Consider the following 24,485-nt stretch of genomic DNA (forward strand, 5'->3'; position numbering starts at 1 on the left):
GATCAGCCTACTCATCGCGCACGCCCACCGGGCTTGGCCGCGCGCCCCGCGCCGTCGTCAGGCGGAGACGAGTAGGCCGGTGGCGTACATGATCAGGACGCCGGTTGAGATGCCTGCTGCGATGGGTGGGTCGAGGAGTTTGCCGGCCTGGTTGCGGAGGCTGGGGGCGATCTGGAGGACGACCTGCAGGATGGCGCCGACGCCTACGCCGAACAGGAGGGATGCCAGTGCGGTGTTGTTGACGGCCGCGCCGATCACCGCACCGAGGATCGCTGGGCCACCGGCGAGTAGGCCGAGGCCGAGCAGACGGAGTACGGAGGGCGGCTGTCGGGTCAGCGGCGCGACGACGGCCAGGCCCTCGGTGGTGTTGTGCAGGGCGAAACCGACGACCAAGGCAGCGCCGAGGGCCAGTTCGCCGACCGCGTAGGCCGAGCCGATCGCCAGGCCTTCGCCGAGGTTGTGCAGACCGATGCCGAGGGCGATCATCAGGGCCAGTCGACGACCGTCCGGGGTGACCCCGGTCTGCTCGGGCGTCCGGTTCTTGAGGAAGCGATCGACCGCGGTGAGGACCAGGAACGCCAGTCCGGCGCCGAGGAACACCAGCAGCGGGCCACCGAACGCGCCCCCGGATTCGTCGGCCAGTTCGAGTCCCTCGATCGCGGCATCGACGGCGAGGAAGGCTAGTAGTCCGACGGTCAACGCCAGCAGGACGCGGACCACCGACCGACCGGCACGGCGTAGTACGGGCAGGAAAACCATGCCGAGGGCAACGGGGAGGACGCCGACGTATGTCCCGAGCAGCACCATCAGCGCGAGCAGACCTCCACCGGTCGCGGGCGTCTCCACCGCGACGGGGACCTCGTGCTCGATCACGGCGCCGGTGGACGTCAGGATCGATACGCCGTACGGCTGCCCCTCCTGCCAGGGGTAGTCCAGGCGCAAGGTGTCCGTGGCCAGCCGGCCGAGCGGTTCAGTCGAACCGGTGAAGCCGACGTACACGTCGTTGACCGAGACCTGGGCGATCTGCACTGGATCTGGGCCGGTGTTCCGGACGGTGAGCTCGATGATGCCGGGCGACAGTACGGTGCGCTCGATCGCCAGTTCCTCCACCGGCGGACCAGTTCGCTCCGGCAGGCTGCGGCTGCCGAGCACAGCGAGGATGGTCAGGGCGACAGCGGCTGCTGCGACGGTGGCGATCACGAGCACCCAGGCCGGCAGCTGTCCGCGGAGTCTTGGCGTGGTCACTCGACCACCTCGAAGAAGCCCATCCAGCCGAGGTCGGCGAACTCGCTCTTGTGCGCGTGGAACATGTACTTGCCGAGATACGGGAACCGCAATTCGCAGATGCCCCGCTGCCCTTGGGCCTGTACGACGGTGTCGGTGAACTCGGTCGGTTCCAGCCGGGTGCCGGTCGGGTAGTAGTCGAAGAAGTTCCCGTGCAGGTGGAAGCTGTTGATCGGGTCGTACTCCAGGATGTTGACCAGGTAGATCCGGACCAGCTCGCCGCGCTTCACCCGGACCGGTTCGTGCATGTAGTGGAAGGGGATCCCGTTGACGGCGTACAGCTGGTTGCCCTCGGCATCAAAGGTGGTGTTGTAGCCGTTCATCACCATCACCATCTCGTCGGCCTTCGGGCGCGGCTGTGGTGGGTCGATGATGAAGGTGCCGTACATCCCGCGGGCGATGTGCTCGGCCAGCGGCCCGACATGGCAGTGATACAGGTGCAGCCCGAACGGTTCCGCGTCGAACTCGTAGACGAAGTCCTCGCCGGGCGAGATCACGCCACGGCCGACACCCGGTACGCCGTCCATCTCGGCCGGGTGGATGCCGTGGAAATGCATCGTGTGGGGGTGAGCCGACGCGTTGACGAACCGCACCCGCAACCGGTCGCCGGCCTGGCAACGCAGGGTCGGCCCCGGGATCCGGCCGTTGAACGTCCAGGCCGGGAAGCGGATGCCGGGCGCGACCTCGATCTCCTGGTCGGACGCGAAGATCTCCCACTCCCGCAGCACCCGGCCGTTCGGCAGCTTCGAGACCTTGCCGTAGTCGAAATCCCGAAGCACCTCGGTCGGGTTGAACCCGTTGGCCGCGTGATCAACAGTGCCACCGCGGAAGGTCGGACCGTTGATGCCGCCACCATGCATTACCGCGGCATCGTGACCCGCATGCGGCGACGGGACCGGGTCAGCGGCCGGCGGCCGGGCGGCCACAGGCTGCGCGGGGATCGCGCCGAGAGCGACACCCGCACCACCGAGCAGAAATCCCCGCCGGGACGCCCCGGACATCACGCGATCTCCCCGTGTACGACGTCGGCCAGGATCGGGCCGAGCGCGTGACGCCGCGCGCCGACCTTCACCCACACCGGTCCACCGAAGGGCTCGCGACTGACCACTTCGAGTACGGCGCCGGGCCGGATCCCGCGCTCGCCCAGATACCTCAAAGCATCGCTGTCGTCATCGGCGACCCGCTGCACCCGGAACCGGTTGCCCGCGGCAACACCGCCGAGCGGGACGGACCAGGCCTCGACATGACGGCCGCTCCGCGGGGGAATCGGGTCACCGTGCGGATCATGCGTCGGATGCCCGAGGACACTGTCGATCCGGTCTTCCAGCCGGTCGCTGATCGCGTGCTCCAACTTGTCGGCCTCTGTGTGCACCTCGTCCCAGGTCAGCCCCAGAACCTGCACCAGGAAGGTCTCCACCAACCGGTGCCGCCGCGTCACACCCATCGCATGCCGCTCACCGTGGGTCGTCAGGCTGATCTCATGCGCCGCTGAGCGCGCGACCAGGTTGCTCGCCTCCAGCCGCTTCAACATCGCGGACACAGTCGGCGGCGCGACACTGACCTGCTCGGCCACCGCCGACGTCGTGACCGGCAACCCGCGCCCGGCGAGCTTGAAGATAACCCGCAGGTAGTCCTCGACGGCCTCGGTATGCGCGATCTCGCAACAGTTGAGCGGACGCATTTGAGCACTCACATCCGAACATTAGCCTCATCTAACCCCATCTGGCCAGCGCTCGTCATACCCCCGGGGGTATTCTTCTGCGGAAGTACGCCGACGGAAGGGTTTCCTGGGATGTGTCGAGCAGTGAAGTGTCGCCAATGCGGTAAGACAACGTGGGCTGGTTGTGGTCAGCATGTCGCCCAGGTCAAGCAGTCGGTGCCGGCTCAGCAGTGGTGCTCGGGTCACGCCAAGAGCGAAGGCGGAGGCGGGTTCTTCGCTCGCCTGTTCGGCCGATGAACATGAGTCCCGGTGCGTGTGGAGGTGGCGGCAGTGCAGTTGGACACTGATTCGATGAAGGACCCGCTGACCCGGTTGAAGCGAGCGCAGGGCCAGCTGGCCGGCGTGATCGCGATGATCGAGAACGGCGACGACTGCGAGCGGGTGCTAACCCAGCTCGCCGCGGTATCGAGCGCCCTGGACCGGGCCGGCTTCAAGATCATCGCCACCGGCATGCGGCACTGCCAAACGCTACGAGACCGCGGCGAGGAGCCCCCGCTGACAGAGGCGCAACTCGAGAAGCTGTTCCTCGCATTGGCCTGACACGCCCCTCCGGTTCAGGCGGATCGGGCGCGCGGCAGCTTCGCAGGGATCAGCTCAGCGGCAGTGTGGGGCAGAGACGCGGCGGGACAGGGCGCCGCGTCTCTACCATTCCCAATTACCCAAGTGCGTTCTACTCCGACAGGGTGTGAGCGACTCCACGGACCTCAGCGACGACTCGCGGCAGGACGCCGCGGCCGTCAAGGACTTGGGCGAGGCTTCCGGTCATCTCGGCGCCGCGGCTTCGATTGCCTTCCTTTGCGAGTGCTTGCGCGGTCCGGGTGACCTCCTCGGTCAGCCTGATGTGTCCGAAGGTATCGGCAGCTGTGTCGAGGTCGCCGTACGCCGTATCGAGCAATGGTGCCGCTTCCTCTGGTCTCGCCGGTCTCGTGACGAGTTGCGGGGTTCCGTCTCCTTCCTCCAAGACCAGACCGCTGGTCGCGGCGACCCGACCGAGCGCGGCCGCGGCGTGTTTGGCGATGCGACTTTCGGGTGTCCGGTCGACGACCTCCCGAAGCGTTGCGCAGGCCCGCTCGAGCACCCGGCTGCCGTCGTACGCGAGGACCCTTCCGACTTCATCTTCGAAGATGTCGTCAGCCAGCGACTCCTGTTCCCGGGACTCGAAGCGTGCTACGTGGAGGTCCAGGGGTGCGGAGAGTACGTCGCCGGCGGCTGTCCGCAGTGCGGCGTAGACGCGGTAGCGGCCGGGATCGGCCAGGTCGAAGCCGTTCAACCCCGCGGAGAGGTAGAGGGGCGCGTACATCGACTCGGCAGGTTGCAAGATCTGCGGCTCCGCCAGTGTGCAGTAGCGCTGGTAGGGGATCCACTGCCGCGGCCCTTTGCCCTTTCCTTCGATCACGACCAGAAGCTGGTCGCTTATCAGAGCGTTCTTGTCGACCACGATCGCGACCGGGCTGGTGTTCGTCAGCTTGATCTCGGCGACGATGGGTTCCAGCGCCTCGAACCGGCTGGCCGCCCGGTTGAAGCGCACAGTCAGCGTGAGTGCGGCCGAGCCGTCCATCCGGGCCTGCTCGAAGCCGTGCTGATCGAACCAGGGGGCGTTGCCCTGCTGGACGAAACGGGCCGGGGCGTGCCGGAGGAACAGGAGTTCGTCCTCGCTGAAGCGATAGTGGAAGTCCGCGAAGAAGGCATTCGGCCCACCGGCCACCCGGAACGGGTAGTTCATGAAGCTTCGCTCTTCCGGCGCTGGTACCAGCGGGATCCACGGTGTGCCGAGATCCTTCTGCCACGAGTGGGCCAGATTGAACGTGTGCCCGATCTCGTGCACCGCGGTCCAGAAGCGCATCCGCTGGACGTACGCCGCCGCTGCCGGATCGCCGGCCGGTGCCGGGTTGGAGATGAACGAGTCCATGAAGATGGCACAGCCCTGACGCTGGGCGGTGCCGATATCGTCGAACATGATCCCACCCAGCCCGAAGCCCATCTCGTGTCGCCCGGCGAACAGCGTCCAGAGTTGCCACTGCGGGACGTCGGCGAACTTCGACCAGTGCTGCTGCATGGCATCGTGCATCTCTAGATCGGACCACAGCTGGTTGCCCATCGCCTCGTCGATCGGAATGACGTCCTCGCCGCTGGTCTTGGTCATCCGCAGGCCCTGCCGGGTGAAGACGTCCTCGATCGTCAGGGTCGTCGCCGGCAGGTCGGCCGGGCGGTTCGGGTGCGCCTGGAGGTTGTAGGAGGTGACCGAGTTGGTGCCCTCCACGGTGTCGTACTCAATGCCGACCGTCCGGAAGTTGGACTGGACGAACCGGTAGACCCGGACGCGTTGCTGCAGTCCGCCGCCGGTGAAGGTGACCCGCGCATGCCGGCCAGGCTGGATCCACGGCGACCCGGTCAGCCTGCAGCGCACATCGGTGTGCTGCAGCAACTGCGCCGCTCCGTTGCGATAGCTGATCGGACCGACATACTCGCCGGTCTGTGGATCTTCTGTGACGCGAGCGATCCAGGTCAGCCAGCCACCGAACAGGCGGAAGATCGTCCCGCTGATCGTCATCGTCGGGAAGGTCCCGTCGACGTCTACCCGCAGCTCCTCGCTGACCCAGACAGGCCGAGGGCCAAGGTGCCCCTCGATTGCTTCCTCGATTTCCAGCGTGGCGCCGTCCGCTCCGTCGAGTGCGGTATCCGGTGCGAGCGGCCCGTTGGGTGTCGGTAGCGGCGTGGTGATCCGGGTATACACGCCACTCCGCCGCATTGGCGGCCAGGGAAATGGCCCTTGGGCCTCCTCCAGACTGGGCAACTCGGCGGCGACATGCTGCACCAAGGCAGCGAAGTCGGCGTCGTGCCCCGTCGGCGCCAGACTCTCCGGGTTTGAGGTCGGCGACGTCTGCGGTGCTTGCCTCTTGGAGCGCGCTGCACTCTTCGCGCCCTTATCAGTAGCCATGGTGAACCTCCCCATGGGGGCCTTTGAACGGCAGCGACCAGGGCCCTTGGCCAGCCGCTGTCGGCCGCGATCAAGCGTAGTAAAGGGGCGCACTCCCGGCGTCGAACACCACATCGCCAGCTGTGATGGAGATCCGCAGGTTCGGCTTGCGGGTGACATCGAGCGTGGTCTCGTCAGCCAGCCCACGGGTCGGCACCTGGACCGCGGCTCGTACCTCGTCCGCAGTCACCGGTACATCGAACATCTGGGCGACACTGTGATAGCGAGAGCTGACGTGCTCCTCGTCGAAGACGACGCGATCATTGATTCGTACGACGACATGGTCATCGTCGAAGCCGTCCTCAAGCGCGATAGCCAGAGTTGTCATGCCGCGCCCCCATTCCAACCGCGACCCTCCCTGCCTACACCTCTGGCAGTGACGCCGCAACCCTAGAAGGCCTGCGAAGGGGAACGGAATTGGGTCAGTCCGCTGATTCAAACAGGGCGGCTGCTGAACCGATCCTCCGAAGTGGACGTGTCCCGGGGCAAGACAGACGCGGACACAGACCATACGGAGGATTCCGATGAAGAAGTCTCTTGCTGCGACGATTACTGCTCTTGCTGCTGTTCTGACCTTGTCGGCGTGTGGTTCGTCGCTGTTGGGCAGCTCTGGTTCCGAGGGCGGGCAGGCTGCTGGCGGTGCGCCGGCTCCCGCGGCTCAGGAGGTTCAGGGGCAGGCGGGTGGTGCGCAGACGGGTGGTGCGCAGGCGCAGGGTGGGCAGAAGGTTCTCAAGGTGCAGCAGGTTCCCGGACTGACGCCGATCGTGACCAGTGCCAGCGGCCGGACCGTGTACCGGTTCGACAACGACTCCGCGAATCCTTCTCAGTCGACCTGCTTCGACGCGTGCGCGAAGACCTGGGAACCGGTACTGGCCGGGTCCGGCGTTGTCGTGGAAGGGGGCGGCATCGACGAGAGCAAGCTCGGCACCATCGATCGTCCCGAGGGCAAGCAGGTCACGTTGAAGGGCTGGCCGCTCTACTACTTCAAGGATGATCTCAAGCTCGGTCAGCTCGCGGGTCAGGGCCAGGGCCAGGGCGGAGTCTGGTTCGCCGTCAACCCCCAAGGTGGCAAGGCCAAATCCACCCAACAGGCGAAGGCGGCGGCACCGGCGCAGAAGGATGTGCAGACGCTGACGGTCAACGTGGTCGACGGCTTCATGCCCTTCGTGACCAACCAGGCGGGCCGCACCATCTACCGGTTCGACAACGACTCCGCCAAGCCTTCGCGCACCACCTGCTTCGGCGAATGCACGAAGAAGTGGGAGCCCGTACTGGCCGGCAAGAACGGCGTCCGCATCCTCAGCAACAAGATCAGCCCGGTCTCCGTCGGCCTGATCGATCGCCCGGAAGGCAAGCAGGTCACCCTGAACGGCTGGCCGCTCTACTACTTCCACAAGGACAAGGAACTCGGCCAGACCGCCGGCTACGGCGTCGGCAACCTCTGGTTCGCCATCGCCCCCAACGGCAAGAAGGCAGCCCGCTGCCCCTGATCCCGCAACCTGTGGCCGGACGCCCCTACAGCGTCCGGCCGCTCGTCGTGCAACGCAGTCAGGTCGTCCGTCGCAACTTCAGTGCGTGGATGGTGGTCCAGGTGAAGGCGACGACGCCGGTGAAGGCGATCTGCAAGCTCGCATGGTTCGGCGACATCGGCAGCAACAGGAACACGCCGACCAGACCGTTCCCGATCGCGGCGGCTACCTCGCGGCACCGGATCGCACGGACAACCAGTACGACGCACGCCGCCGCCATAGCGGTGAAGGCGACTGCCGCGGCTGCCGCGTGGACGATGCTGTGCCACGACATCGCTGGCACCGGCCCGTCGGGCGTGCCGACCGGGAAGCCGTTCTGCGGATCCATGACGAACAGGCCCGACACGATCAGCCCCACGCCGAAGATCGCGACGAAGATCGGCACCAGTCGCCGCCCGACCCCGACTCGGACCAGGCGGTGGTGAGCGACCGCGAAAGCGATCACGCCGAGGCCGGTCAGCACAAAGGTGGCGATCTGGATCCAGCCGAGGTCGCCAGTCGACAACTGGCTGATCGGATGCACCCGCAGGTCGAAGCCGTCACGGGTGAGCATCTGCGCACTCGCCGAAGCAAAGAATCCCGGCCCGGCGAGCGCGGCGAAGGTCAGCAGCGTCCGGTTGGACAGTCGCCCGGCCGGCACGCTGCGGTCGTTGGTCAGGGCAGTGATTCCACTCATCGTTCACTCCTTGGTCGAGGTAGCTCCGTCGCTGCTACCTCGACCCCCGACCGCGGATTTCAACTCCTATCGTCTGTGACCTGGGTCACAGCACGACGTCCGTCGGGAAGGCTGCTCAGGCGGGGTCGATGAGTTCTATCGAGTCGGCGTGGCGGCGGGCGAGGGCGTGGTAGACGGCGGCGTTGTGGTCTACGAAGAGCTTGGCGGTGCCTTCCAGCGGGATGACCTTCTTGGCGGGGCTGCCGAGGGCGACCGACTCGGGTGGGATCTCGGTGCCGGGGGTGACGGTGGCGCCGGCGGCGATCAGGGTGCGGCGCCCGATCACCGCGCCGTCGAGGACGATGGCGCCGTTGCCGATCAGGGCGGACTCGCCGACGATGCAGTCGTGGACCAGGCACTGGTGGCCGACGGTCGCGTCCTTGCCGACCTCGCAGACACCGGTGCCGCCGACATGCAGGACGGAGTTGTCCTGGATGTTCGCGCCCTCGCGGATGATGATCCGGCCGAGGTCAGCGCGGATCACCACGCCGTACCAGATCGAGGCACCCTTCTCGACCACCACATCGCCGACCAGGGTGGCGGTGGGCGCGATCCAGGCTTCCGGGTGCACGGAGGGACTCTTGCCCTCGAAGGAATAGAGCGGCATGGCGGTCAGACTAAGCGACTAGATGGTGGCCGCCGCCCACCGTGTGGCGGATCAGCCGAGGATTGCGCGGACGTCTCGGGGTCCGGCCGCGGTCAGGGCACGGCGTACCAGGTCGGCGTCTGCGGCACGGTCGATCTGGCGAACGGCCTGCTTCACGGCAGCGACGGAGGACGGTGCCACGCTGAGTTCGCGGACGCCGAGTGCCACCAGTAGTGGAGTCGCCGCTTCGTCGGCTGCCAGCTCACCGCAGACGGCGACCAGGCAGCGGCCTTCGGCGGCCCGGCAGACGGCCCGGATCAGGTGCAGCACGCCAGGGTCGAGCGGGTCGCCCAGCGAGGCGACCGACGGGTTTCCCCGCTCGGCGGCCACCGTGTACTGGGTGAGGTCGTTGGTGCCGACGCTGAAGAAGTCGACGTGCGGCGCGAAGGCAGCTGCTTTGAGGGCGGCGGCCGGGACCTCGACCATGATCCCGACTTGCAGTCCCGCCGGGCGGCCGCGGCCGGCGAGCTGGATCGCACGGTCGAGGCGATGCCGCGCGTCCGCGAGCTCATCGACGGTGCTCACCATCGGGAACATCACGCTGACAGGCGTCTCGTAGGCTACCGCGACGATTGCCCGGAGCTGGTCGTCGAGGAGGTCGCGCTGGGCCAGCGTCAGCCGGATGCCCCGCATACCCAGGAACGGGTTGGCCTCGGGCGGCTGGGGTACGTACGGAAGCGGCTTGTCGCCTCCGACGTCGAGGGTCCGCAGGGTCAGGCGTTCTCCGCCGAGTGCCTCGGCCAGCGATCGGTAGACCTCGATCTGTTCCTCGGTCGTGGGTGGTTGGTGTCGGCCGAGGTACAGGAACTCGGTGCGGACCAGACCGGCGAGCTCGGCACCGTTGTCAGCGGCAGCGCGGGCGTCCGGGACGGATCCGAGGTTGGCGCCGACGAGGACCTCGACCCCGTCGCGCGTGACGGCCGGCGAGAAGGCTCCCGCCCTCGCCAGCGCGGTCTTCGCCCGTGCCTGCTGGTCGGCGGCTTCGAGCTCACGCAGCGTCTCCTCGCCGGGGTCGACGAAGACCCGTCCCGTCGTGCCGTCAAGGGCAACGGTCGTACCGGGTGGTACGTCCAGCACAGCTGGTCCGGCAGCGACCACGGTGGGGATGGCGCGGGACCGGGCCAGGATCGCGCTGTGGCTTGTCGGGCTCCCCGCGGCCATGACGATGCCCGTCACGCACGAGGCGTCCAGGTCGGCCACCTGGGCCGGGGTCAGGTCATCCGCGATCAGGACGCCCTCGCCCTCGACGTGCAGGGCCGGCGCGCCGGTCAGGACACGCGCGACCTGTTGTCCGACCGCGTGGACGTCGGCGGCCCTGGTCCGCAGATACTCGTCCGGGAGGCGGGCGAACTCCGCCTCGACGGAGGCGATCGCGTCGGTCCAGGCGCGGGGTGCTGCCTTGCCTGCCGCGATGCGGGCGCGAACGTCGTCGAGCAGGTCGGTGTCGTCGATCAGCATGAGGTGGGCGTCGAAGATGGCTGCCTCCCCTTCGCCGCCCTCGCGCGCGGCCGCGACCCGGATCCGCTGTATCTCGCGGCGGACCTCGGCGATCGCGGCCCGGACGCGTCGCCACTCGGCCGCAGCGTCGCCGGGCACCTCGTCCGGGATCTCGACGTCGGATGCGCGCATCGATACAGCCGGACCGACGGCGATACCGGGCGAGGCCGGCATCGGTGTCCCGTCCGTACGATGTACGGCTGACCGTTGAGGTCCGGCTGCGCTGGACGGCTCTTGCTCGTCGAAACGACGATCGGCCAGGGCGACGATGTGAGCTACGGCCTCGCGCGCTTGGCTGCCCGTCGCGGCCAGCTCCACCCGGTGTCCGCAGAGCGCGCCGAGGGTGGCGACCCGGGACAGGCTGGTTGCGGGAACGGGGCCCGCTCCGGTGTCGAGGTTGCGCAGCGCGATCCGGGCGTCGAACAGACGGGATTCCTGGGCCAGCCGGGCGGCCGGTCGCGCGTGCAGGCCGTGCGGATTGGCGATCTTTACCACCGCGGTGTAGGTCGGACCCTGGTCACCTGTGTCCGCGAGGTCCTCGGTGCCGACGGTGGGCTCGGCCGATGCGTCCGGCGCGGGCGCGCCCACATGTGCCTGCTTGGCGGCCAGCGACCCGACCGCCTCGGCCGCGACCTCCGCGGGGGCCGCGCCGCCCGCCGCCGCGACGGCAGCCACGACGAGACCCTCCACCAGCGGGGCCGGGCAGAGCACCGCCCGCTGCCGGACCGCGGGGTCGACCATGTCCAGCGCCATCTCGGCGGACAGGACCGCACTGCCGAGGTCCATCAGCACCACGACGCCCGCACCGTCGTCGGCCGCCTCGATCGCCTTGACGATCGCGGTCGCGTCGGTCCCGAACGTCGTCGCGTCCAGCCCGGCGGCCACCGCGATCCGGACCTCCGAGCCGTGCAGCATCTCTGCCGCGAGCGACACCGCCGCATCGGCCAGGACCCGGCTGTGGGAGACGACCACCAGGCCCGTCACGCCGACACCTGCCCGGACAGCGCCTGTGCCGCGGCGGCGACCAGCAGCGCGGCCGACGTCGCGCCCGGGTCCTGGTGTCCCACGCTGCGCTCGCCGAGGTACGACGCGCGTCCCTTCCGCGCCAGCATCGGAATCGTGGCGTCGCGCCCGGCGTCCGCCGCGGCGGTCGCCAGCGACAACGCGTCGCCGATGTCCCTCCCGGCCGCGAGGGCGTCGTCCAGCGCGTCGCAGGCGGGTGAGAGTGCGTCGTACATCGTCTTGTCCCCGGCCTGTGCGCGTCCGCGGGCCACGACACCGTCCAGGCCGGCGCGCAGAGCCGCGGCGAACGCGGGAGCGTCGAGCCGTTCGGCGTCGCCCGCACAACCCGCCATCCGGAGGAACAGCGTGCCGTACAACGGTCCGCTGGCACCTCCGACCGTGCCCACGAGCGTCATCCCCATCGTCTTCAGCACGCTTCCCGGCGACGAGTGGTCAGCTGTGCCGAAGGCGGACACCGCAGCCGATGTCCCTCGGTCGAGGTTGGCGCCGTGGTCGGCGTCACCGATCGCGGAGTCGAGCTGGGTGAGGAGGTCCCGGTTGCGGGCGACCTCCGTCGCGAACAGGCTCAGCCAGGATCGGATCGCCTCGCCGTCGACCACCGCGCGCACCTCTGGTACCGGCGGCGCGCTCACAGGCCCCACCGCAGGGCCGGAGTCCGCACCGGGGCGTCCCACAGCCGCAGCATCTCGTCGTCGAGCTTGAGAAGTGTGACCGAGCAACCGGCCATGTCCAGGCTGGTGATGTAGTTCCCGACGAGCGACCGGGCCACCGAAACTCCTGCCTTCGCCAGCAGCCGGTCGACCTCGTGGTACATCAGGTAGAGCTCGATCAGCGGCGTGCCGCCCATGCCGTTGACGAAGGCAAGGACCCCGTCGCCGGCGAAATCGAGGTCGTCCAGGATCGGATCGACGAGCATCCGGGCCAGCTCGGCCGCGGGCGCGAGCGGCACGCGGGTCCGGCCGGGCTCCCCATGGATCCCGATGCCGACCTCGATCTGGTCGGCCGGCAGATCGAAGGTGGGTTTCCCTGCCGCGGGCACCGTGCAGGACGTCAGAGCCAGGCCCATGCTCCGGCCCTCGGCGTTCACCCGCCGGGCAACGGCAGCGACGTCGGACAGGCTCCGCCCCGCCTCTGCGGCCGCCCCGGCGATCTTCTCGACCAGGACGGTTACGCCGACGCCGCGGCGACCCACGGTGTACAGGCTGTCCTGTACCGCGACATCGTCATCGGTCACCACGGCCACGACCTCGGCACCACCGGTCGCGCCGGCCATCTCGGCGGCCATCTCGAAGTTCATCACGTCGCCGGTGTAGTTCTTCACGATGTGCAGCACGCCGGCTCCACCGTCGACACCGTTCGTGGCGGCCGTGATCTGGTCGGGGACCGGCGAGGTGAAGACCTCGCCGCAGGCGGCCGCGTCGAGCATCCCGTGACCGACGAAGCCTCCGTGCAGGGGCTCGTGCCCGGAACCACCTCCGGAGACAAGGCCGACCTTTCCCGGCCGCGGCGCATCGGCACGGAAGATCACCTTGTGCTCGTGGTCGACCCGCAACTCCGGATGGGCGGCGGCGACACCGAGCAGTGACTCGGACAGGACGTTGGCTGGGTCATTGATGAGTTTCTTCACCGGACTGGCTCCTCGTGCTGGTCGAGCTTCGGATGGAGGTGGGAGGTCAGGCGCGACTGGCGGGCTCGGCCAGCCGGGGCGCCGGTACCGGGCTGTCGGGAGACTCGACGACCTCGCCGACACCCTTGACGAGGGCTTGGTAGGACAGTGCCGCCAGCGTTCCGGCTAGGAGTTCGGCGACGATGTAGACCGGCAGTTGCTCCCACTTCACCGTGCCTCCCGCCAATTGCAGGACGAACATCGGGCCGAAGGTGCGAGCCGGGTTGATGGAGGCGCCCGTGGCCGGGGCGACCGGGATGATGGCCGCGAAGACCACCAGGCCGATGGCCAGGCCAGCGAACCCGGCCGGCGCCTTTCGATGGATCACGCCGAGCACGGTGAACACGAGGATGAACGTCCCGACGAACTCCGCGGCGAACGCCTGCGGCACACCGACCGTGTCGGCGTACGACGCGACGCCGAGACCCACGTCGCTCGCTTTGTCGCCGAGTACGGCGATGATGGCCGCGGCTCCGATCGTCGCGCCGACGACCTGCGCGGCGAGGTAGCCGGGCACCTGCCTCCATGGGAACTTCCTCGTCACGGCGAGGCCCAGCGTGACGGCGGGGTTGATGTGGTTGCCGCTGACGTGACCCAACGCGTAGACGGTCGCCACGACGATGGTCCCGAACGCGAGCGAGATCATCCCGAGGTCGGCCATGGTGAACGGGGCGTCGCCGTTGACGATCAGGGTCGCGGGAACCGACCCGACGCCGATGAAGACGAGGAACGCGGTTCCGATGACCTCGGAGGCGATCTTCTGGGGAGTGGATGGTTCGCTCATGGCATCTCCTCCACCGAGCACCACAGCTGGCCTCGGCATCGCTTGGAATACCATTCGATAATGTCGAATGATGGTCGAAGGTACGCTTCTGCTTCACACCGCGCAATACCTTGCGCCGACCCGATCTCAGCTGGCTTGGAGAGTGACGAGTTGATCCAGTCCGTCGACCGCGCGCTGCGCATCCTCACCGTGCTCCAGGGCGGTCACCGGCTCAGCCTCGGCGAGATCGCTCAGCGCCTCGACCTGCCACCGTCCACCGTCCACGGCATCGTGCGCACGCTTCTCGTCCACCGCATGATCGTGCAGGAGCACGACTCGGGTCAGTACCGCCTCGGCCCGGCCGTGCTCACCCTGGGCAACGTCTACCTCGATACCCTCGAGCTGCGGTCCCGCGTCGCGCCCTGGGCCGAGGATCTCGCCCGCCGCACTGGTTTCGCCGTGCGCACCGCCGTAGCCATGGCCGAGGACGTCGTGGTGGTGCACCACGAGCCCCGGCCTGACGGTTCGCGCCAGATGCCTGAGGTCGGCATCGTGATTCCTGCCCATGCGTCCGCGCTGGGCAAGGCGATCCTCGCCTTCGACGAGGAGGCCGCGGAAGGGCTCCTCGACGGAGGAATCCTCCGCAGCATGACCGGCGAGACGGTGACCGATGCCCGCGCGCTCGGCAAGCAGCTCGACCAGGTTCGCCTGACCGGCATCGCCGAGGAGGTCGAGGAGGCCGTGCTCGGGGAGTGCGGCCTCGCGGCCGTGCTCAGCGACAGGCTCGGGGGCGCGGTGGGTGCGATGGGCCTGGTCGCCCCGACCAGCGACTGGCCAGTCGCGGCCGGCGTCGTCGCCAGCCTGCGGACTGCCGCACGGTCGGTCTCGCGGGAGCTCGGTGCCACGTCCTGGCCGCCGGTCGGCCACGCGCCCCGGGCCTCGGAGATGGGTACCCGCCGCCGGCGTCCGCGGCCGGCCTGACGCGCCCCGGTCCGCGTGGGCTAAGCGACCGAGCGGATCTGACGGACCAGTACTGCGCCGAGGACGGTGATGGCGGAGGCCAGCAGATAGAGGACCGGGTAGCCGCCGAAGTATTTGACGACCGGGGCGGCGATGCCGGGAGCGACCACCTGCGGCAGGGAGTTGGCGATGTTGATGACGCCGAGGTCCTTCCCGCGATCGCGGGCGGTCGGCAGGACTTCGGTGAGCAAGGCGAAGTCGACCGACAGGTAGACCCCGAAGCCGGCGCCGAGGATCACCGCGCCGATCAGCGCACCCGTCCAGGTCGGGTACAGCGCGAGGACCACGCCGGCGACGGCCATCACGATTCCGGAGCCGGTGACGAAGATCTTCCGCCGGGCCAACCGGTCGGACCAACTGCCCGCGGTGATGGCGGTGACGATCGTGCAGACGGCGTAGATCGCGGTCAGGATCAGTACGCCGGTGTCGGGATCGCCGTACCCGACCTCATCCTGCAAGTAGTAGAACAAGTACAACGTGCCGATCGCGTTGCCCAGGTTCAATAGGAAACGCGTCAGCCAGGCCCAACCGAAGTCCGGGTAGCGCCGCGGGCTCACCCAGAAGCCACGTAGGAACCTCCCCCAGTCGAAAGCGGGCCGCTCGACCAGCACCACGTCATCGCTGCCGATCAGATACGGCACCACCGAGAGCAGCAGGAACACCGCACAGGCGGCATACCCGGCGCCGATCCCTCCAACCGCGGTGGCCAAACCTGTCCCGACGAGCGCGCCGATCGTCTGCGCCAGCGCGACCCAGCCGCCGACGACACCTCGTTGCCGTCGCGGCACCCGATCCGGCACCGTCGCGGTGATTGCCGCCAGCAACGTGTTGCCGAACAGTTGCATCAGGCACCAGCCGAGCAACATCAAGCCGACCGCGCCGGCGCCGGAGAGCACCAGCAACCCGACGACCCCGCCAACCGCACCGGCCAGCACCCAAGGCACCCGGCGCCCGAACCGCGACACCGTCCGATCGGACACCGCCCCGAACAACGGGTTCGCGACCACCGACACCGCCGCGCCGACCCCGGTCACCAGACCGAGCACGAACTCCTTGTTCCCCGGCGACACCGCCTCGGACTGCTTCGCCAGCAACACTTGGATCGGCCCGAGCCAGGCGGCGAAAACCCCCACGTTCGCCAGCACCACCGCGGCCGTCCACCGCACCCGGACAGGCTGGACCGGCTCGTCGAGGGCGCCAGCAACAGGCACCGGCCGCGCGGTCATCCCCGGCCCTGAACCGCGCGTTGCTTGGCGATGAGGTCCCGGAACCACCCGTACGACGCCTTCGGTGTGCGCACGAGCGTCTCGAAGTCCACGTGCACCAGGCCGAACCGCTGCGAGTACCCCGCGGCCCACTCGAAGTTGTCCAGCAGCGACCACTGGAAGTAGCCCCGTACGTCGATGCCGGAGGAGATCGCCTCCTGCAGCGCTCGCAGATATCCGTCCAGATACTCGATCCGGCGCTGATCATCGACAGAGTCGAACGAGCAGCCGTTCTCGGTGATGTAGATCGGCGGCAACCGGTCGCCATACCGGTCCGCGAAGGTGCGCAGGATCTCGGTGAACGCCGCCGGCGCGATCGGCCAGCCGAAGTCGGTCTTGGCGTACCCCTCGAGGGTGCGCGGCTCGAACGGCAGGCCGGGCGGGAGCGGAATCCCATCAGTGGCCGCGACGTCCGCGTTGCCGGTCGGCGCACCCACGCTCACCGGCGCGTAGTGGTTGATCCCGAAGAAGTCCATCGGCGTCGAGATCACCGCCAGATCCTCGGCCACCGGCCCCGGCATCGCGGCGGCAAGATCATCGTTCGGGTACCGCCCGAGCAGCAGCGGATCCGCGAAGAGCCAGTTGATCAAAGTGTCATATAGAGCGGCCGCCTCGAGATCCTCGGCACTCTCGCTGGCCGGCCAGGTCGGCGCGTGGTTGCTGGCGATCCCGATCGACGTGGCACCGGCCGCCCGCAGTGCCTGTACTGCGCGGCCGTGCGCGAGCAGTTGGTGATGCGCGACCGGCAACGCCCCGAACCCGAGCTCCCGGCCGGGCGCGTGGGCACCGACCGCGTACCCCATCAACGTGATGACCATCGGCTCGTTGAGCGTGATCCAATGCGGCACCCGATCGGCGTACCGCTCCCCCAACAGGGCCGCGTAGTCCGCGAACCGCTCGGTGATGTCGCGCTCCAGCCAGCCGCCCGCGTCCTCCAGCTCCTGCGGGGTGTCCCAGTGGAACAGCGTCGGCACCGGCTGGATCCCGGCCGTCAGCAACTCGTCGATCAGCCGGTCGTAGAACGCGAGCCCCTCCGGATTCGCCGGTCCACGTCCGCCCGGCTGGACCCGCGGCCAGGCGAACGAGAACCGGTAGCTGTCGATCCCGAGCTCCCGCATCAGCGCGACGTCCTCGGCGTACCGATGATAGTGGTCGCAGGCCACGGCCCCGGTCTCGCCGTTGAGCACCCGCCCCGGCTGACCGGTGAACACATCCCACGTCGACGGGCCGCGACCGCCCTCGGTCACGGCCCCCTCGATCTGGTACGCCGACGTCGAAACACCCCACCGAAAACCAGCGGGGAACTGTGCCTCAGCTGTCATTCGCATCATCCTCATCGGGTTCCGGGACGGTGTCTTGGTCGCGCGGCGGCTCCACCTTGCGGACGATCACCGCGGTGCCGTACGCCGCCACCTCGCTCATCGTGTTGGCGATCTCGTTGCAGTCGAACCGCATCGCCAGGATCGCGTTCGCGCCCATCTGCTGGGCCATCTGGCACATCCGCATCACCGCGACGTGCCGGGACTCGGCCAGCATCTGGGTGTACTCCGGCACCTCGCCGCCACCCAGCGAGCGGAAGCTGGCGGTGAAGTTCGAGCCGAAGTCGCGGCTGCGCACGGTCAGCCCGAACACCTCGCCGAACACCTTCTCCGCCTCGTAGCCGGGCAGGTCGTTCATGGTCGAGACGAGCACCGGGTACGGCGAGCCGGCCGGCGCCACGTGCGGCACATTCGACTGCTGGGCCGGCTGGTAGTTGCCGGGCGCCTGCCCGTACCCCGGCGGCGGGCCCTGCGGCGGACCCTGCTGGTAGCCCGGCGGCGGCCCGGGCTGCTGGTAACCGGGCGGCGGGCCGTACCCCGGCGGCGGTCCCTGCTGATATCCCGGCTGCGGCGGGTACGGAGGCTGGTTCGGGTTCGGGGGGAAATTCTGGTTCATGCCCCAATCCTCGCAGGCAACCGGGCGTCACTGCCGGAAGACCTGGAACTCGTACAGCGAATACCCGTACGACGTCGCCCGCTGCGTCCCGGTGATCCGGACATACCGCGCCTGGACCGCCCCGAACCGAGCCACGTCCTCCCCGCCGTTCCCGTTGCTCCGGGCAAACACCTGCTGCCAGTTCACGTTGTCCCGGGACACCTCGACCCGGTACGCCGACGCGTAGGCCGCCTCCCATCGGAGCACCACCCGGCCGATCGTCTGCTCGGACCCCAGGTCCACCTTCAACCATTGCGGGTCCGACCAGTCGCTCGCCCAGCGGGTGCCCAGATCACCGTCGACGGCGTTGGCCGGCGGCGAGTTGTACCACCCGGTCTCGTGGCTGCTCGCGGTCACCGTCTTCCGCAGAGCCAGGTTGCTCACGTCGTCCCCACGCCGCGCCGGGAACTCGACAACCTGCTGGTATGTCGGCCGGTTGACCCACGCGATCCGGTCCTGCGTGATCCCACCCATCGGTTGATGCACGATCTGGTCCGCGCAGAACTGGTCTCCCGCGGCACAGTCGGCGGTCGCCGGATAAGTTGTTGCCGCCGGCACCTGGAGGGCCGCCGTGAGAGAGTCGGTCAGTACGCCGCGGCAGGCCGTCAGCGCTCCCGCACCGCAGAACGTCACGGGCTGCGCCGTCTGTACTGGATCGCCGAGTACCTTGCGGAGATCACGATGGACGAATCCCCACCAGCCGCTCTGGAAGGCCGATCCCTGAGCACTCGGCCGCTCGTCGATCTTCTGGGTGCGCACGAGAGCGTCGTACAGCTCGGTGCCGAGACCGGGACGGAACTGCGCCGGGACGAGTAGCGGCCACCAGGCGTCGAGGATCCGGATCGCCTCGGCATGGTCGTAGGTCTTCGAGGACTCGTTCGGCGTCTTGCGGTGGCCTCCGGCCTGTTGCCAGGCGGTGAGCTTGGCAACAGCGTCCGCGATCGCGGGGTCGCTGATCGGGGCGCTCTTGAGCACCCGCAGCAGGTAGGGCAGCACCTTGTCCGCCCGGAGGTCGACCGTGGCCGCGTCCTCCATCGCCTCGACCAGCTTGCCTCGGGTGAACTTCTGGTTGCCGTTGAGGACGGCCTTGATCCGGTCGTCCAGCGGCTGGCTGCGGTAGACGGAGTTGTAGCCGAAGTTGCCGTCGGATCCGGAGAAGCCCGGGGCTTGCTTGTTGTTCCAGCTGGTCAGGAAGTCCTGGTTGATCACCTGCGGATGCTGGCTCGCGGGGGTGTAGGTGGCCCGGTTCGTGTCCGGGTTCCAGCCCTGCCACTCGTAGCTGCTCCAGGTCGGCAGGTTCGGGTCGGCGTCCGCGGCACGAACGGGGTTGTCGCCGGAGTTGAAGTACGCGATCTCGGTCTTGTCGGTGTAGAACCAGTTGAACGTGTAGCCGATGTTGGCCGCCGCGTTCTGGAAGTCGCGCGCGGAGTGGATCGCGTCGGGGTCGTTGAAGCGCATGAACCCGAGTGCGGAGCCCGCCTCGTTGCCGTACGTCGAGCGGTTCTTCGTGAACACCACCGGCCGGCCGCCGACCGTACCGCGATGCGTGACGATCCCGTACTTCGTCCGCTGGGCCACCAACGTGTAGGAGCCGGCGGGTTCCGACGAGCCGAGACTCGAGTACCACTCGTTGTGCCGTTCCAGCTTCTCGATCGGCGTGCACTGGTTGCGGAAGAGGTAGTGGGTGGACGCCTTCGTCGGGGTACCACCACCGGGCTCGCACAGCGGGACGGCGTACGTGTCGGTGATGTCCTGGCCGGCCGACGTGGCGCTCCAGGAGTAGTCGGCGCCACGGCCGATCAGCGTGTAGAAGTTCAGCCCGGCGAACGCGACGCCACGGGAGCTCACTCCCGGTCCTTGGAGCTCCTGTCGAAGGAGGAGCTGCGGGGCGAAGTACCCGGTCTGCGGGCCGTAGACGGCGATCGGGTTGCCGCTCTCGGTGTGGGCGCCGGACACGAGCAGGGCGTTCGACATGCCCTTTTCACCGAAGCCCTGGGGGAAGAGGCCGCCGTCGAAGATGCCGCGTAGTGATTCCTTGCCTTGGGCCCGCATCGGCGGCTGCACGGTGCTCTTGGGCCTGGCGGCCAGCTTGGTTGTTGCCGACGCCGTCTCATCTACTACTACTGGCTCAGGCGTGACGGATCCGCGATCGGGGAGGGCGCGGCCGGCGGGGTTGGGGCCCGTGGTGCCGTAGGGGAAGGTCGCGCCGTTGTGGATGGTGGCGTTGGCTTCCGAGTCGTTCTGCGACCGGAAGGACTCCCAGACTTTGGTGCCCTGGGCAACGCCGTACTTCGCCTGCGCCTCCAGTAGGGCGAGCGCGGACGCCATCTCGCCGCCGCCACCGGTCCCGAAGATGCCGGCCACCACCGCGGCCGTGGCGACCACGTCGGTCACCTTCCACGGTTGCGGGGTCGGCAGGCCGAGCGCGACGTACTCACCGGGATAAGCGATGCCGACCGTGTTGATGTAGTGGTTCACCCCGGCGACCCAGGCCTGGATGTCCTTCTGCATCTTCAGGCCGTCGGCGCCGTACCGCTCGTCGGCGTCGTCGAACTGCTTCTGCAGGTCCGCCTCGGTGTACGGCGCGGTTCGCCAGAACTCCTGCTCGAACGCGCGGTTGCCCGGTGCGCCACCCGCGAACGGGGTCAGCTGGCCGCGACCGAGATGCCGGAAGACGTCCATGACGAACAGCCGGTCCTGCGCCCCGGCGTACCCGGCACCGAACATCGTCCCCTCGCGGGTGGTCCCGGTGATGTGCGGGATCCCGCGGGACGAGTCACGGACGATCGTGACGTCAGCCCGCGGTTGGACGGTGCTCGCGACGTCGCCAGGTTTCACCCCGAACGACGCGTCGTCGTAGTACTGGCCGAGGCCTTCGTCGGTGATGCCCTGCGAGTTCCAGACCAGCCGCTCGTACGGCTTGAGGGTGTCGCTGAAGTGCGGTGGACGGGTGCCGAAACCCTTGAAAAGAAGGAGATCCGTGAAGGTCGCGTTGCCGTTCTGACCGGGCGGCACGATGTCGGCGCACTGACCGACGCAGTAGTCGACCGGCGGTGGCGCGGCCGCTGCCTGTGGTCTTGCCTGGGTCGGCGTGGACAGCGTTGCGGCCAGTACTGCGCCGACGGCGAGCAAGGCGGCCGTCGTACGGAAGGTTGGGCGGAAGGCTGGGCGGGGGGTCGGCACGGGGTCCTCCCTCAAGACTCGGGGGCGAGCGATGACGGCAGGGGATCTTGCTCCGACTGACGATGACTCACCAGTAGCTTCGGGTCAAGAGTCCAGGTCAAAGGACTTGGACAGATGACCTGGAACGCTTACGGTGGGAACGGAGAGGAGGCCGGATGCCACGGGTACCTGCGAACGAGCGGCGCGCCGAGCTGGTGCAGGCCGCGATCCAGGTCGCCACCAGGGAGGGGTTGGCCGCGACCACGACCCGGCGGATCGCGCAGGAGCTGGGCATCTCGGTCGGCATCGTGCACTACTGCTTCCGGTCCAAGGAGGAGTTGCTGCACGAGGTGATCCGGGTGATCGCGGACGCGCAGGTCCAGGCCGCGCGGAAGGCGATCGCGCCGGGTGCGGATCTCGCGACGAGCGTGCGGAACGCGTTCCTCGGCTTCTGGCAGCTGGTGGAGAAGACACCCGACGCGCAGTTGCTCACCTACGAGCTGACCAGCTGGGCATTGCGGAACGCCGAGACCGAACCACTCGCGCGCGAACAACGCGAGAGCCAGCTGGCCGGGATCGAGGAGATCCTGTCGGTCATCTCGTCGGCCTGCGAGGTCGAGTGGAAGGTGCCGGCCGATCGGCTGGCCCGGATGACGCTGGCGGTCACTGACGGGGTGACGCTCGGCTGGCTGGTCGACCGCGACACGGCAGCCGCAGTACAAGCGCTCGAAACATTCGCGGATCAGCTTGTAGCACTCGCTTCCTGACACAAGCAAGTGAAGTGATGGCCTTTCGGTTCTGCTTCGGGCCGCTGGCAACGAGTACTGCGTGATGTGTGGCCATTGACTGTCCGTCACCACTAATGTGATCAGGACCATGAGCATCCATGAGCGGCACAGGTTGAGTGTGGTGATCAACGCCAGGGGGACGTACACGCCGTTGGGGGTGTCACGGAGCTCCGCGGGGGTGGCCGGGGCGGTGGCCGAGGCCCTGCCCGAGTTCTTCGTGATGGCCGAGCTGGGCGATCGGGCGAGTGAGGCGATCGCGCAGGTGACCGGCGCGCAGGCGGGGGCCGTCGTGCACTGCACCGCGGCCGCGATCACGCTGGCGGTCGCGGCCTCGATGGCCGGTAACGACCCGCGCCGGATCGCGATGCTGCCCGACGCCAAGGACATGCACAACCGGGTCGTGATGCCCGCGAGTCACGTGGTGGACTACGGCCAGTCGAACCTGCAGGCTGTTCGGCTCGCCGGGGCTCAGGTGGCCCTGGCAGGAGACGAAACCCGTTGCAGCATTGACGATCTGGACGAGGAGCTCGACGGACCGGACGTCACCTGCCTGCTGCTGGTGTCGTCCCGGCTGGTCAAGGGCGAGCTGATCGATCTGGTCCAGGCGGTGCGGGCCGCGCATCGACGCGGAGTGCCCGCGATCATCGACGGCGCGGCGCAGTTCCCGAGGACCGCGGACCTGTTGGCGACCGGCGCGGACCTGGTGCTGATCAGCGGCCAGAAGTACCTCGCTTCGCCGACGGCCGGGCTGGTGGCCGGCACGCGGACGCTGGTGCGCGCCGTCCGGTCCCAGGAAGAGGGCATCGGCCGGGGGATGAAGCCGACCAAGGAGGCTGTGATCGGCGTCCTGGCGGCACTCGAGGAGTGGCAGGCGAAGGACCGCGCCAAGTGGGAGGCGGATCAGGCGGCGAAGGTGAATTCCTTTGTCCGTAAGGCGAACGAGCTTCCCGGCGTGGTCGCCGAGTCGGTGCCGGATCCAGCTGGGTTGCCGTTGGCAAGGGTTTTGCTGAAGGTGGTCGGCGCGGCCCGGGTGGCGACCGAGCTGGAGGCCGGCGTGCCGCCGATCTACGTGCTGACCGACCAGCAGGACAACGACGAGTTGCTGCTCGAACTGGTCCCACTGGACGACGACGAGCTGACCATCATCCTGACCCGGCTGGCGATGATCCTGGACCGCTGAATCCCTTGCTGTACAAGGGAACCTCAGGCTGGTGAGCGGAGGCGGCGCCGGGCGTTCGGAGTACTGGCGGGACTGGCCAGGCCGAGTCGGCCGAGGAACTGTTCCAGGGTGAACGCCGCCATCCCGAGTGCGACAGCGTTGCCCGGGACGTAGGTCACCTCGACGGTCAGACCGGGCAGTGAACCGGGCAGCACGTGGTCGGGCAGTTCGTCGCGCACCGCGGGGATGAGCCATTCGGCCAAGGCTGCGGAGGTCCAGCCGGTCAGCGTCACCGTCGGAATGTTGAGCAGGTTGACGAGGTCGCCAAGTGCCGCGGCGAGGTAGTGCGCAGTCCGCCGCGCGAGCTCCGTCAGCGCCGGATCACCGGCGGCGAGACCATCCGCCACGGCGTCCACAAACCCACGCTGCAAGGGCTGCCGGAGCGCCGGGTGCTTCGGGTCGATCTCCGCGAGCGACATCTCCAGGCCATGGACCCCGAGGTACGCCTCGACGCAACCGAGCCGCCCGCAACGGCATTGCCTGCCGTCCAGTTGCAGCAGCGTGTGACCCCACTCGCCCGCGTTGTTGGCAGCCCCGCGGAGCAGGGAACCCTCGACCGCGATCCCCGCGCCGACGCCGGTCCCGAGGTTGACCACGACCATGCTGTCGGTCGTCCGGCCGACCCCGAACCACATCTCCGACAACGCGACGGCCTTGAGCGGGTTGTCGACGTACACGGCGATGCCGAGGCGTTCCTCGAGCAGCTCCTCGATCCGCACGTCGTGCCAGTCCCAGTTCGGCGCGAAGACCGAAACCCCCGCGTCCGGCCGGACCTGGCCCGGCATGCTGACCCCGACACCGAGGATGCTGTCGCGCCCGGTCTTGCTGGCCTCGACGGCCGACTCGATCGCACGCACGATGCCGTCGACGACGTACGCCTGGCTGTTCTCGTGCTCGTCGAGGGCGACCTCACCGTGGCCGAGCGGGCCGAGGGCGACGTCGAACACGGTCGCGTCGACGTACGTCTCGGCCACGTCGACCCCGACGATCCGGCCGCGGTCGGGGTCGATGTCGAGCCGCTCATAGGGGCGACCGACCGTACTGCGCTCCACCGTGGCGATCCGCAGTACGCCCTCGGACAGGAACTCGGCGACCAGGGTCGCCACCGTCGCCGTACTGAGGCCGGTGTGTTTGGCGAGCTCTTGACGGGTGGACGGCCCGAGTTCGAAGAGCGCGTGGAGAACCTCGAAGCGGCTCTCGTTGCGAAGATCACGGGACGTCTGCCGCGGCACTGCTT

At 68.5% G+C, this 24,485-nt stretch carries 22 protein-coding genes and 1 pseudogene; 6 read left to right on the top strand and 17 right to left on the bottom strand.

Annotated features, from left to right (window positions below):
- Nucleotides 1-57: 57 nt before the first annotated feature.
- Genes EV643_RS39885 through EV643_RS39895 form a run of 3 tightly spaced genes read right to left on the bottom strand, consistent with a single transcriptional unit; the run spans nt 58 to nt 2,977 of the window.
- Entirely contained in the window at nt 58-1,245 is a 1,188-nt protein-coding gene (locus tag EV643_RS39885) for a ZIP family metal transporter (RefSeq protein WP_202869974.1), read from the bottom strand.
- Entirely contained in the window at nt 1,242-2,285 is a 1,044-nt protein-coding gene (locus tag EV643_RS39890; protein WP_133805432.1) for a multicopper oxidase domain-containing protein, read from the bottom strand. Before EV643_RS39890 ends, EV643_RS39885 begins: the two co-directional genes overlap by 4 nt.
- The gene (locus EV643_RS39895) at nt 2,285-2,977 is read right to left on the bottom strand and encodes a metal-dependent transcriptional regulator (RefSeq protein WP_238166131.1); all 693 of its coding nucleotides are present in this window, start codon (nt 2,975-2,977) and stop codon (nt 2,285-2,287) included. The genes EV643_RS39890 and EV643_RS39895 overlap by 1 nt, the downstream gene beginning before the upstream one ends.
- Nucleotides 2,978-3,076: 99 nt before the next feature.
- On the opposite strand from EV643_RS39895, the gene EV643_RS47225 reads away from it, so the two are divergent.
- Together EV643_RS47225 and EV643_RS39900 are read left to right on the top strand one after the other, a co-directional pair.
- Complete coding sequence (locus EV643_RS47225) at nt 3,077-3,241, top strand: DUF8730 family Cys-rich protein (RefSeq protein WP_502255088.1); 165 nt, start codon at nt 3,077-3,079, stop codon at nt 3,239-3,241.
- A 54-nt stretch (nt 3,242-3,295) separates the two neighbouring features.
- Nucleotides 3,296-3,544: a metal-sensitive transcriptional regulator gene (locus EV643_RS39900; RefSeq protein WP_202869975.1), complete on the top strand. Its 249-nt coding sequence runs from the start codon at nt 3,296-3,298 to the stop codon at nt 3,542-3,544.
- A gap of 130 nt (nt 3,545-3,674) precedes the next feature.
- Here EV643_RS39900 and EV643_RS39905 read toward each other — a convergent pair whose 3' ends face one another.
- Together EV643_RS39905 and EV643_RS39910 are read right to left on the bottom strand one after the other, a co-directional pair.
- The gene (locus tag EV643_RS39905; protein ID WP_133805434.1) at nt 3,675-5,942 is read right to left on the bottom strand and encodes a zinc metalloprotease; all 2,268 of its coding nucleotides are present in this window, start codon (nt 5,940-5,942) and stop codon (nt 3,675-3,677) included.
- 70 nt (nt 5,943-6,012) lie between these two features.
- Nucleotides 6,013-6,309, bottom strand: a complete 297-nt coding sequence (locus EV643_RS39910; protein WP_133805435.1) for a hypothetical protein — start codon at nt 6,307-6,309, stop codon at nt 6,013-6,015.
- Nucleotides 6,310-6,505: 196 nt separating this feature from the next.
- Between EV643_RS39910 and EV643_RS39915 the strand changes: the two genes are divergently transcribed.
- A complete protein-coding gene (locus EV643_RS39915; RefSeq protein WP_133805436.1) occupies nt 6,506-7,471 on the top strand; it encodes a hypothetical protein in 966 nt (321 codons plus the stop codon).
- A gap of 58 nt (nt 7,472-7,529) precedes the next feature.
- Here the strand turns inward: EV643_RS39915 and EV643_RS39920 are convergent, their stop codons facing one another.
- The 7 genes and pseudogenes from EV643_RS39920 to EV643_RS39945 all read right to left on the bottom strand — a co-directional run bounded on the left by EV643_RS39920 (nt 7,530) and on the right by EV643_RS39945 (nt 13,841).
- Nucleotides 7,530-8,186 (bottom strand): DUF998 domain-containing protein, encoded by a 657-nt coding sequence (locus tag EV643_RS39920; RefSeq protein WP_133805437.1) that lies wholly within the window; start codon nt 8,184-8,186, stop codon nt 7,530-7,532.
- A 115-nt stretch (nt 8,187-8,301) separates the two neighbouring features.
- On the bottom strand, nt 8,302-8,832 hold the full coding sequence (locus EV643_RS39925) for a gamma carbonic anhydrase family protein (protein ID WP_133805438.1): 531 nt from the start codon (nt 8,830-8,832) through the stop codon (nt 8,302-8,304).
- 51 nt (nt 8,833-8,883) lie between these two features.
- Nucleotides 8,884-10,956: a phosphoenolpyruvate--protein phosphotransferase gene (gene ptsP / locus EV643_RS39930; protein WP_370452429.1), complete on the bottom strand. Its 2,073-nt coding sequence runs from the start codon at nt 10,954-10,956 to the stop codon at nt 8,884-8,886.
- Between the two features lie 9 nt (nt 10,957-10,965).
- Nucleotides 10,966-11,352 (bottom strand): annotated as a pseudogene (dhaM, locus tag EV643_RS47105) (dihydroxyacetone kinase phosphoryl donor subunit DhaM); the annotation flags it as partial.
- The gene (dhaL, locus tag EV643_RS39935; RefSeq protein ID WP_370452427.1) at nt 11,349-12,023 is read right to left on the bottom strand and encodes a dihydroxyacetone kinase subunit DhaL; all 675 of its coding nucleotides are present in this window, start codon (nt 12,021-12,023) and stop codon (nt 11,349-11,351) included. The pseudogene dhaM and the gene dhaL, both read right to left, overlap by 4 nt.
- Nucleotides 12,020-13,018, bottom strand: coding sequence for a dihydroxyacetone kinase subunit DhaK (gene dhaK / locus EV643_RS39940; protein WP_133805440.1), 999 nt, complete (start codon nt 13,016-13,018; stop codon nt 12,020-12,022). Before dhaK ends, dhaL begins: the two co-directional genes overlap by 4 nt.
- 46 nt (nt 13,019-13,064) lie before the next feature.
- Nucleotides 13,065-13,841, bottom strand: a complete 777-nt coding sequence (locus EV643_RS39945; protein WP_133805441.1) for an MIP/aquaporin family protein — start codon at nt 13,839-13,841, stop codon at nt 13,065-13,067.
- Between the two features lie 189 nt (nt 13,842-14,030).
- Between EV643_RS39945 and EV643_RS39950 the strand changes: the two genes are divergently transcribed.
- On the top strand, nt 14,031-14,801 hold the full coding sequence (locus tag EV643_RS39950) for an IclR family transcriptional regulator (protein ID WP_238166137.1): 771 nt from the start codon (nt 14,031-14,033) through the stop codon (nt 14,799-14,801).
- 20 nt (nt 14,802-14,821) lie between these two features.
- On the opposite strand, the gene EV643_RS39955 is transcribed toward EV643_RS39950, so the two are convergent.
- The 4 genes from EV643_RS39955 to EV643_RS39970 are packed head-to-tail and all read right to left on the bottom strand — an operon-like array spanning nt 14,822 to nt 21,262.
- Nucleotides 14,822-16,051, bottom strand: a complete 1,230-nt coding sequence (locus EV643_RS39955; protein ID WP_238166132.1) for an MFS transporter — start codon at nt 16,049-16,051, stop codon at nt 14,822-14,824.
- Between the two features lie 11 nt (nt 16,052-16,062).
- Nucleotides 16,063-17,427, bottom strand: coding sequence for a GH1 family beta-glucosidase (locus tag EV643_RS39960; protein ID WP_133805444.1), 1,365 nt, complete (start codon nt 17,425-17,427; stop codon nt 16,063-16,065).
- On the bottom strand, nt 17,417-18,040 hold the full coding sequence (locus EV643_RS39965; RefSeq protein WP_133805445.1) for a YbjQ family protein: 624 nt from the start codon (nt 18,038-18,040) through the stop codon (nt 17,417-17,419). The genes EV643_RS39960 and EV643_RS39965 overlap by 11 nt, the downstream gene beginning before the upstream one ends.
- A gap of 27 nt (nt 18,041-18,067) precedes the next feature.
- Nucleotides 18,068-21,262: a penicillin acylase family protein gene (locus tag EV643_RS39970; protein ID WP_133805446.1), complete on the bottom strand. Its 3,195-nt coding sequence runs from the start codon at nt 21,260-21,262 to the stop codon at nt 18,068-18,070.
- Between the two features lie 155 nt (nt 21,263-21,417).
- On the opposite strand from EV643_RS39970, the gene EV643_RS39975 reads away from it, so the two are divergent.
- Together EV643_RS39975 and EV643_RS39980 are read left to right on the top strand one after the other, a co-directional pair.
- A complete protein-coding gene (locus tag EV643_RS39975; RefSeq protein ID WP_133805447.1) occupies nt 21,418-22,008 on the top strand; it encodes a TetR/AcrR family transcriptional regulator in 591 nt (196 codons plus the stop codon).
- Between the two features lie 109 nt (nt 22,009-22,117).
- On the top strand, nt 22,118-23,209 hold the full coding sequence (locus EV643_RS39980; RefSeq protein WP_133805448.1) for an aminotransferase class V-fold PLP-dependent enzyme: 1,092 nt from the start codon (nt 22,118-22,120) through the stop codon (nt 23,207-23,209).
- A gap of 23 nt (nt 23,210-23,232) precedes the next feature.
- Here EV643_RS39980 and EV643_RS39985 read toward each other — a convergent pair whose 3' ends face one another.
- On the bottom strand, nt 23,233-24,480 hold the full coding sequence (locus EV643_RS39985) for an ROK family transcriptional regulator (protein ID WP_133805449.1): 1,248 nt from the start codon (nt 24,478-24,480) through the stop codon (nt 23,233-23,235).
- Between the last annotated feature and the right edge of the window lie 5 nt (nt 24,481-24,485).

It is taken from the genome of Kribbella caucasensis (assembly GCF_004361855.1).
Taxonomy (GTDB): domain Bacteria; phylum Actinomycetota; class Actinomycetes; order Propionibacteriales; family Kribbellaceae; genus Kribbella; species Kribbella caucasensis.

What these genes read in the sequence shown, in the direction of transcription:
- EV643_RS39890 (WP_133805432.1), bottom strand. Translation starts at nt 2,285, where the DNA reads ATGTCCGGGGCGTCCCGGCGGGGATTTCTGCTCGGTGGTGCGGGTGTC.
- EV643_RS47225 (WP_502255088.1), top strand. Translation starts at nt 3,077, where the DNA reads ATGTGTCGAGCAGTGAAGTGTCGCCAATGCGGTAAGACAACGTGGGCT.
- EV643_RS39900 (WP_202869975.1), top strand. Translation starts at nt 3,296, where the DNA reads ATGAAGGACCCGCTGACCCGGTTGAAGCGAGCGCAGGGCCAGCTGGCC.
- EV643_RS39905 (WP_133805434.1), bottom strand. Translation starts at nt 5,942, where the DNA reads ATGGCTACTGATAAGGGCGCGAAGAGTGCAGCGCGCTCCAAGAGGCAA.
- EV643_RS39910 (WP_133805435.1), bottom strand. Translation starts at nt 6,309, where the DNA reads ATGACAACTCTGGCTATCGCGCTTGAGGACGGCTTCGACGATGACCAT.
- EV643_RS39915 (WP_133805436.1), top strand. Translation starts at nt 6,506, where the DNA reads ATGAAGAAGTCTCTTGCTGCGACGATTACTGCTCTTGCTGCTGTTCTG.
- EV643_RS39920 (WP_133805437.1), bottom strand. Translation starts at nt 8,186, where the DNA reads ATGAGTGGAATCACTGCCCTGACCAACGACCGCAGCGTGCCGGCCGGG.
- EV643_RS39925 (WP_133805438.1), bottom strand. Translation starts at nt 8,832, where the DNA reads ATGCCGCTCTATTCCTTCGAGGGCAAGAGTCCCTCCGTGCACCCGGAA.
- EV643_RS39945 (WP_133805441.1), bottom strand. Translation starts at nt 13,841, where the DNA reads ATGAGCGAACCATCCACTCCCCAGAAGATCGCCTCCGAGGTCATCGGA.
- EV643_RS39960 (WP_133805444.1), bottom strand. Translation starts at nt 17,427, where the DNA reads ATGACAGCTGAGGCACAGTTCCCCGCTGGTTTTCGGTGGGGTGTTTCG.
- EV643_RS39965 (WP_133805445.1), bottom strand. Translation starts at nt 18,040, where the DNA reads ATGAACCAGAATTTCCCCCCGAACCCGAACCAGCCTCCGTACCCGCCG.
- EV643_RS39975 (WP_133805447.1), top strand. Translation starts at nt 21,418, where the DNA reads ATGCCACGGGTACCTGCGAACGAGCGGCGCGCCGAGCTGGTGCAGGCC.
- EV643_RS39980 (WP_133805448.1), top strand. Translation starts at nt 22,118, where the DNA reads ATGAGCATCCATGAGCGGCACAGGTTGAGTGTGGTGATCAACGCCAGG.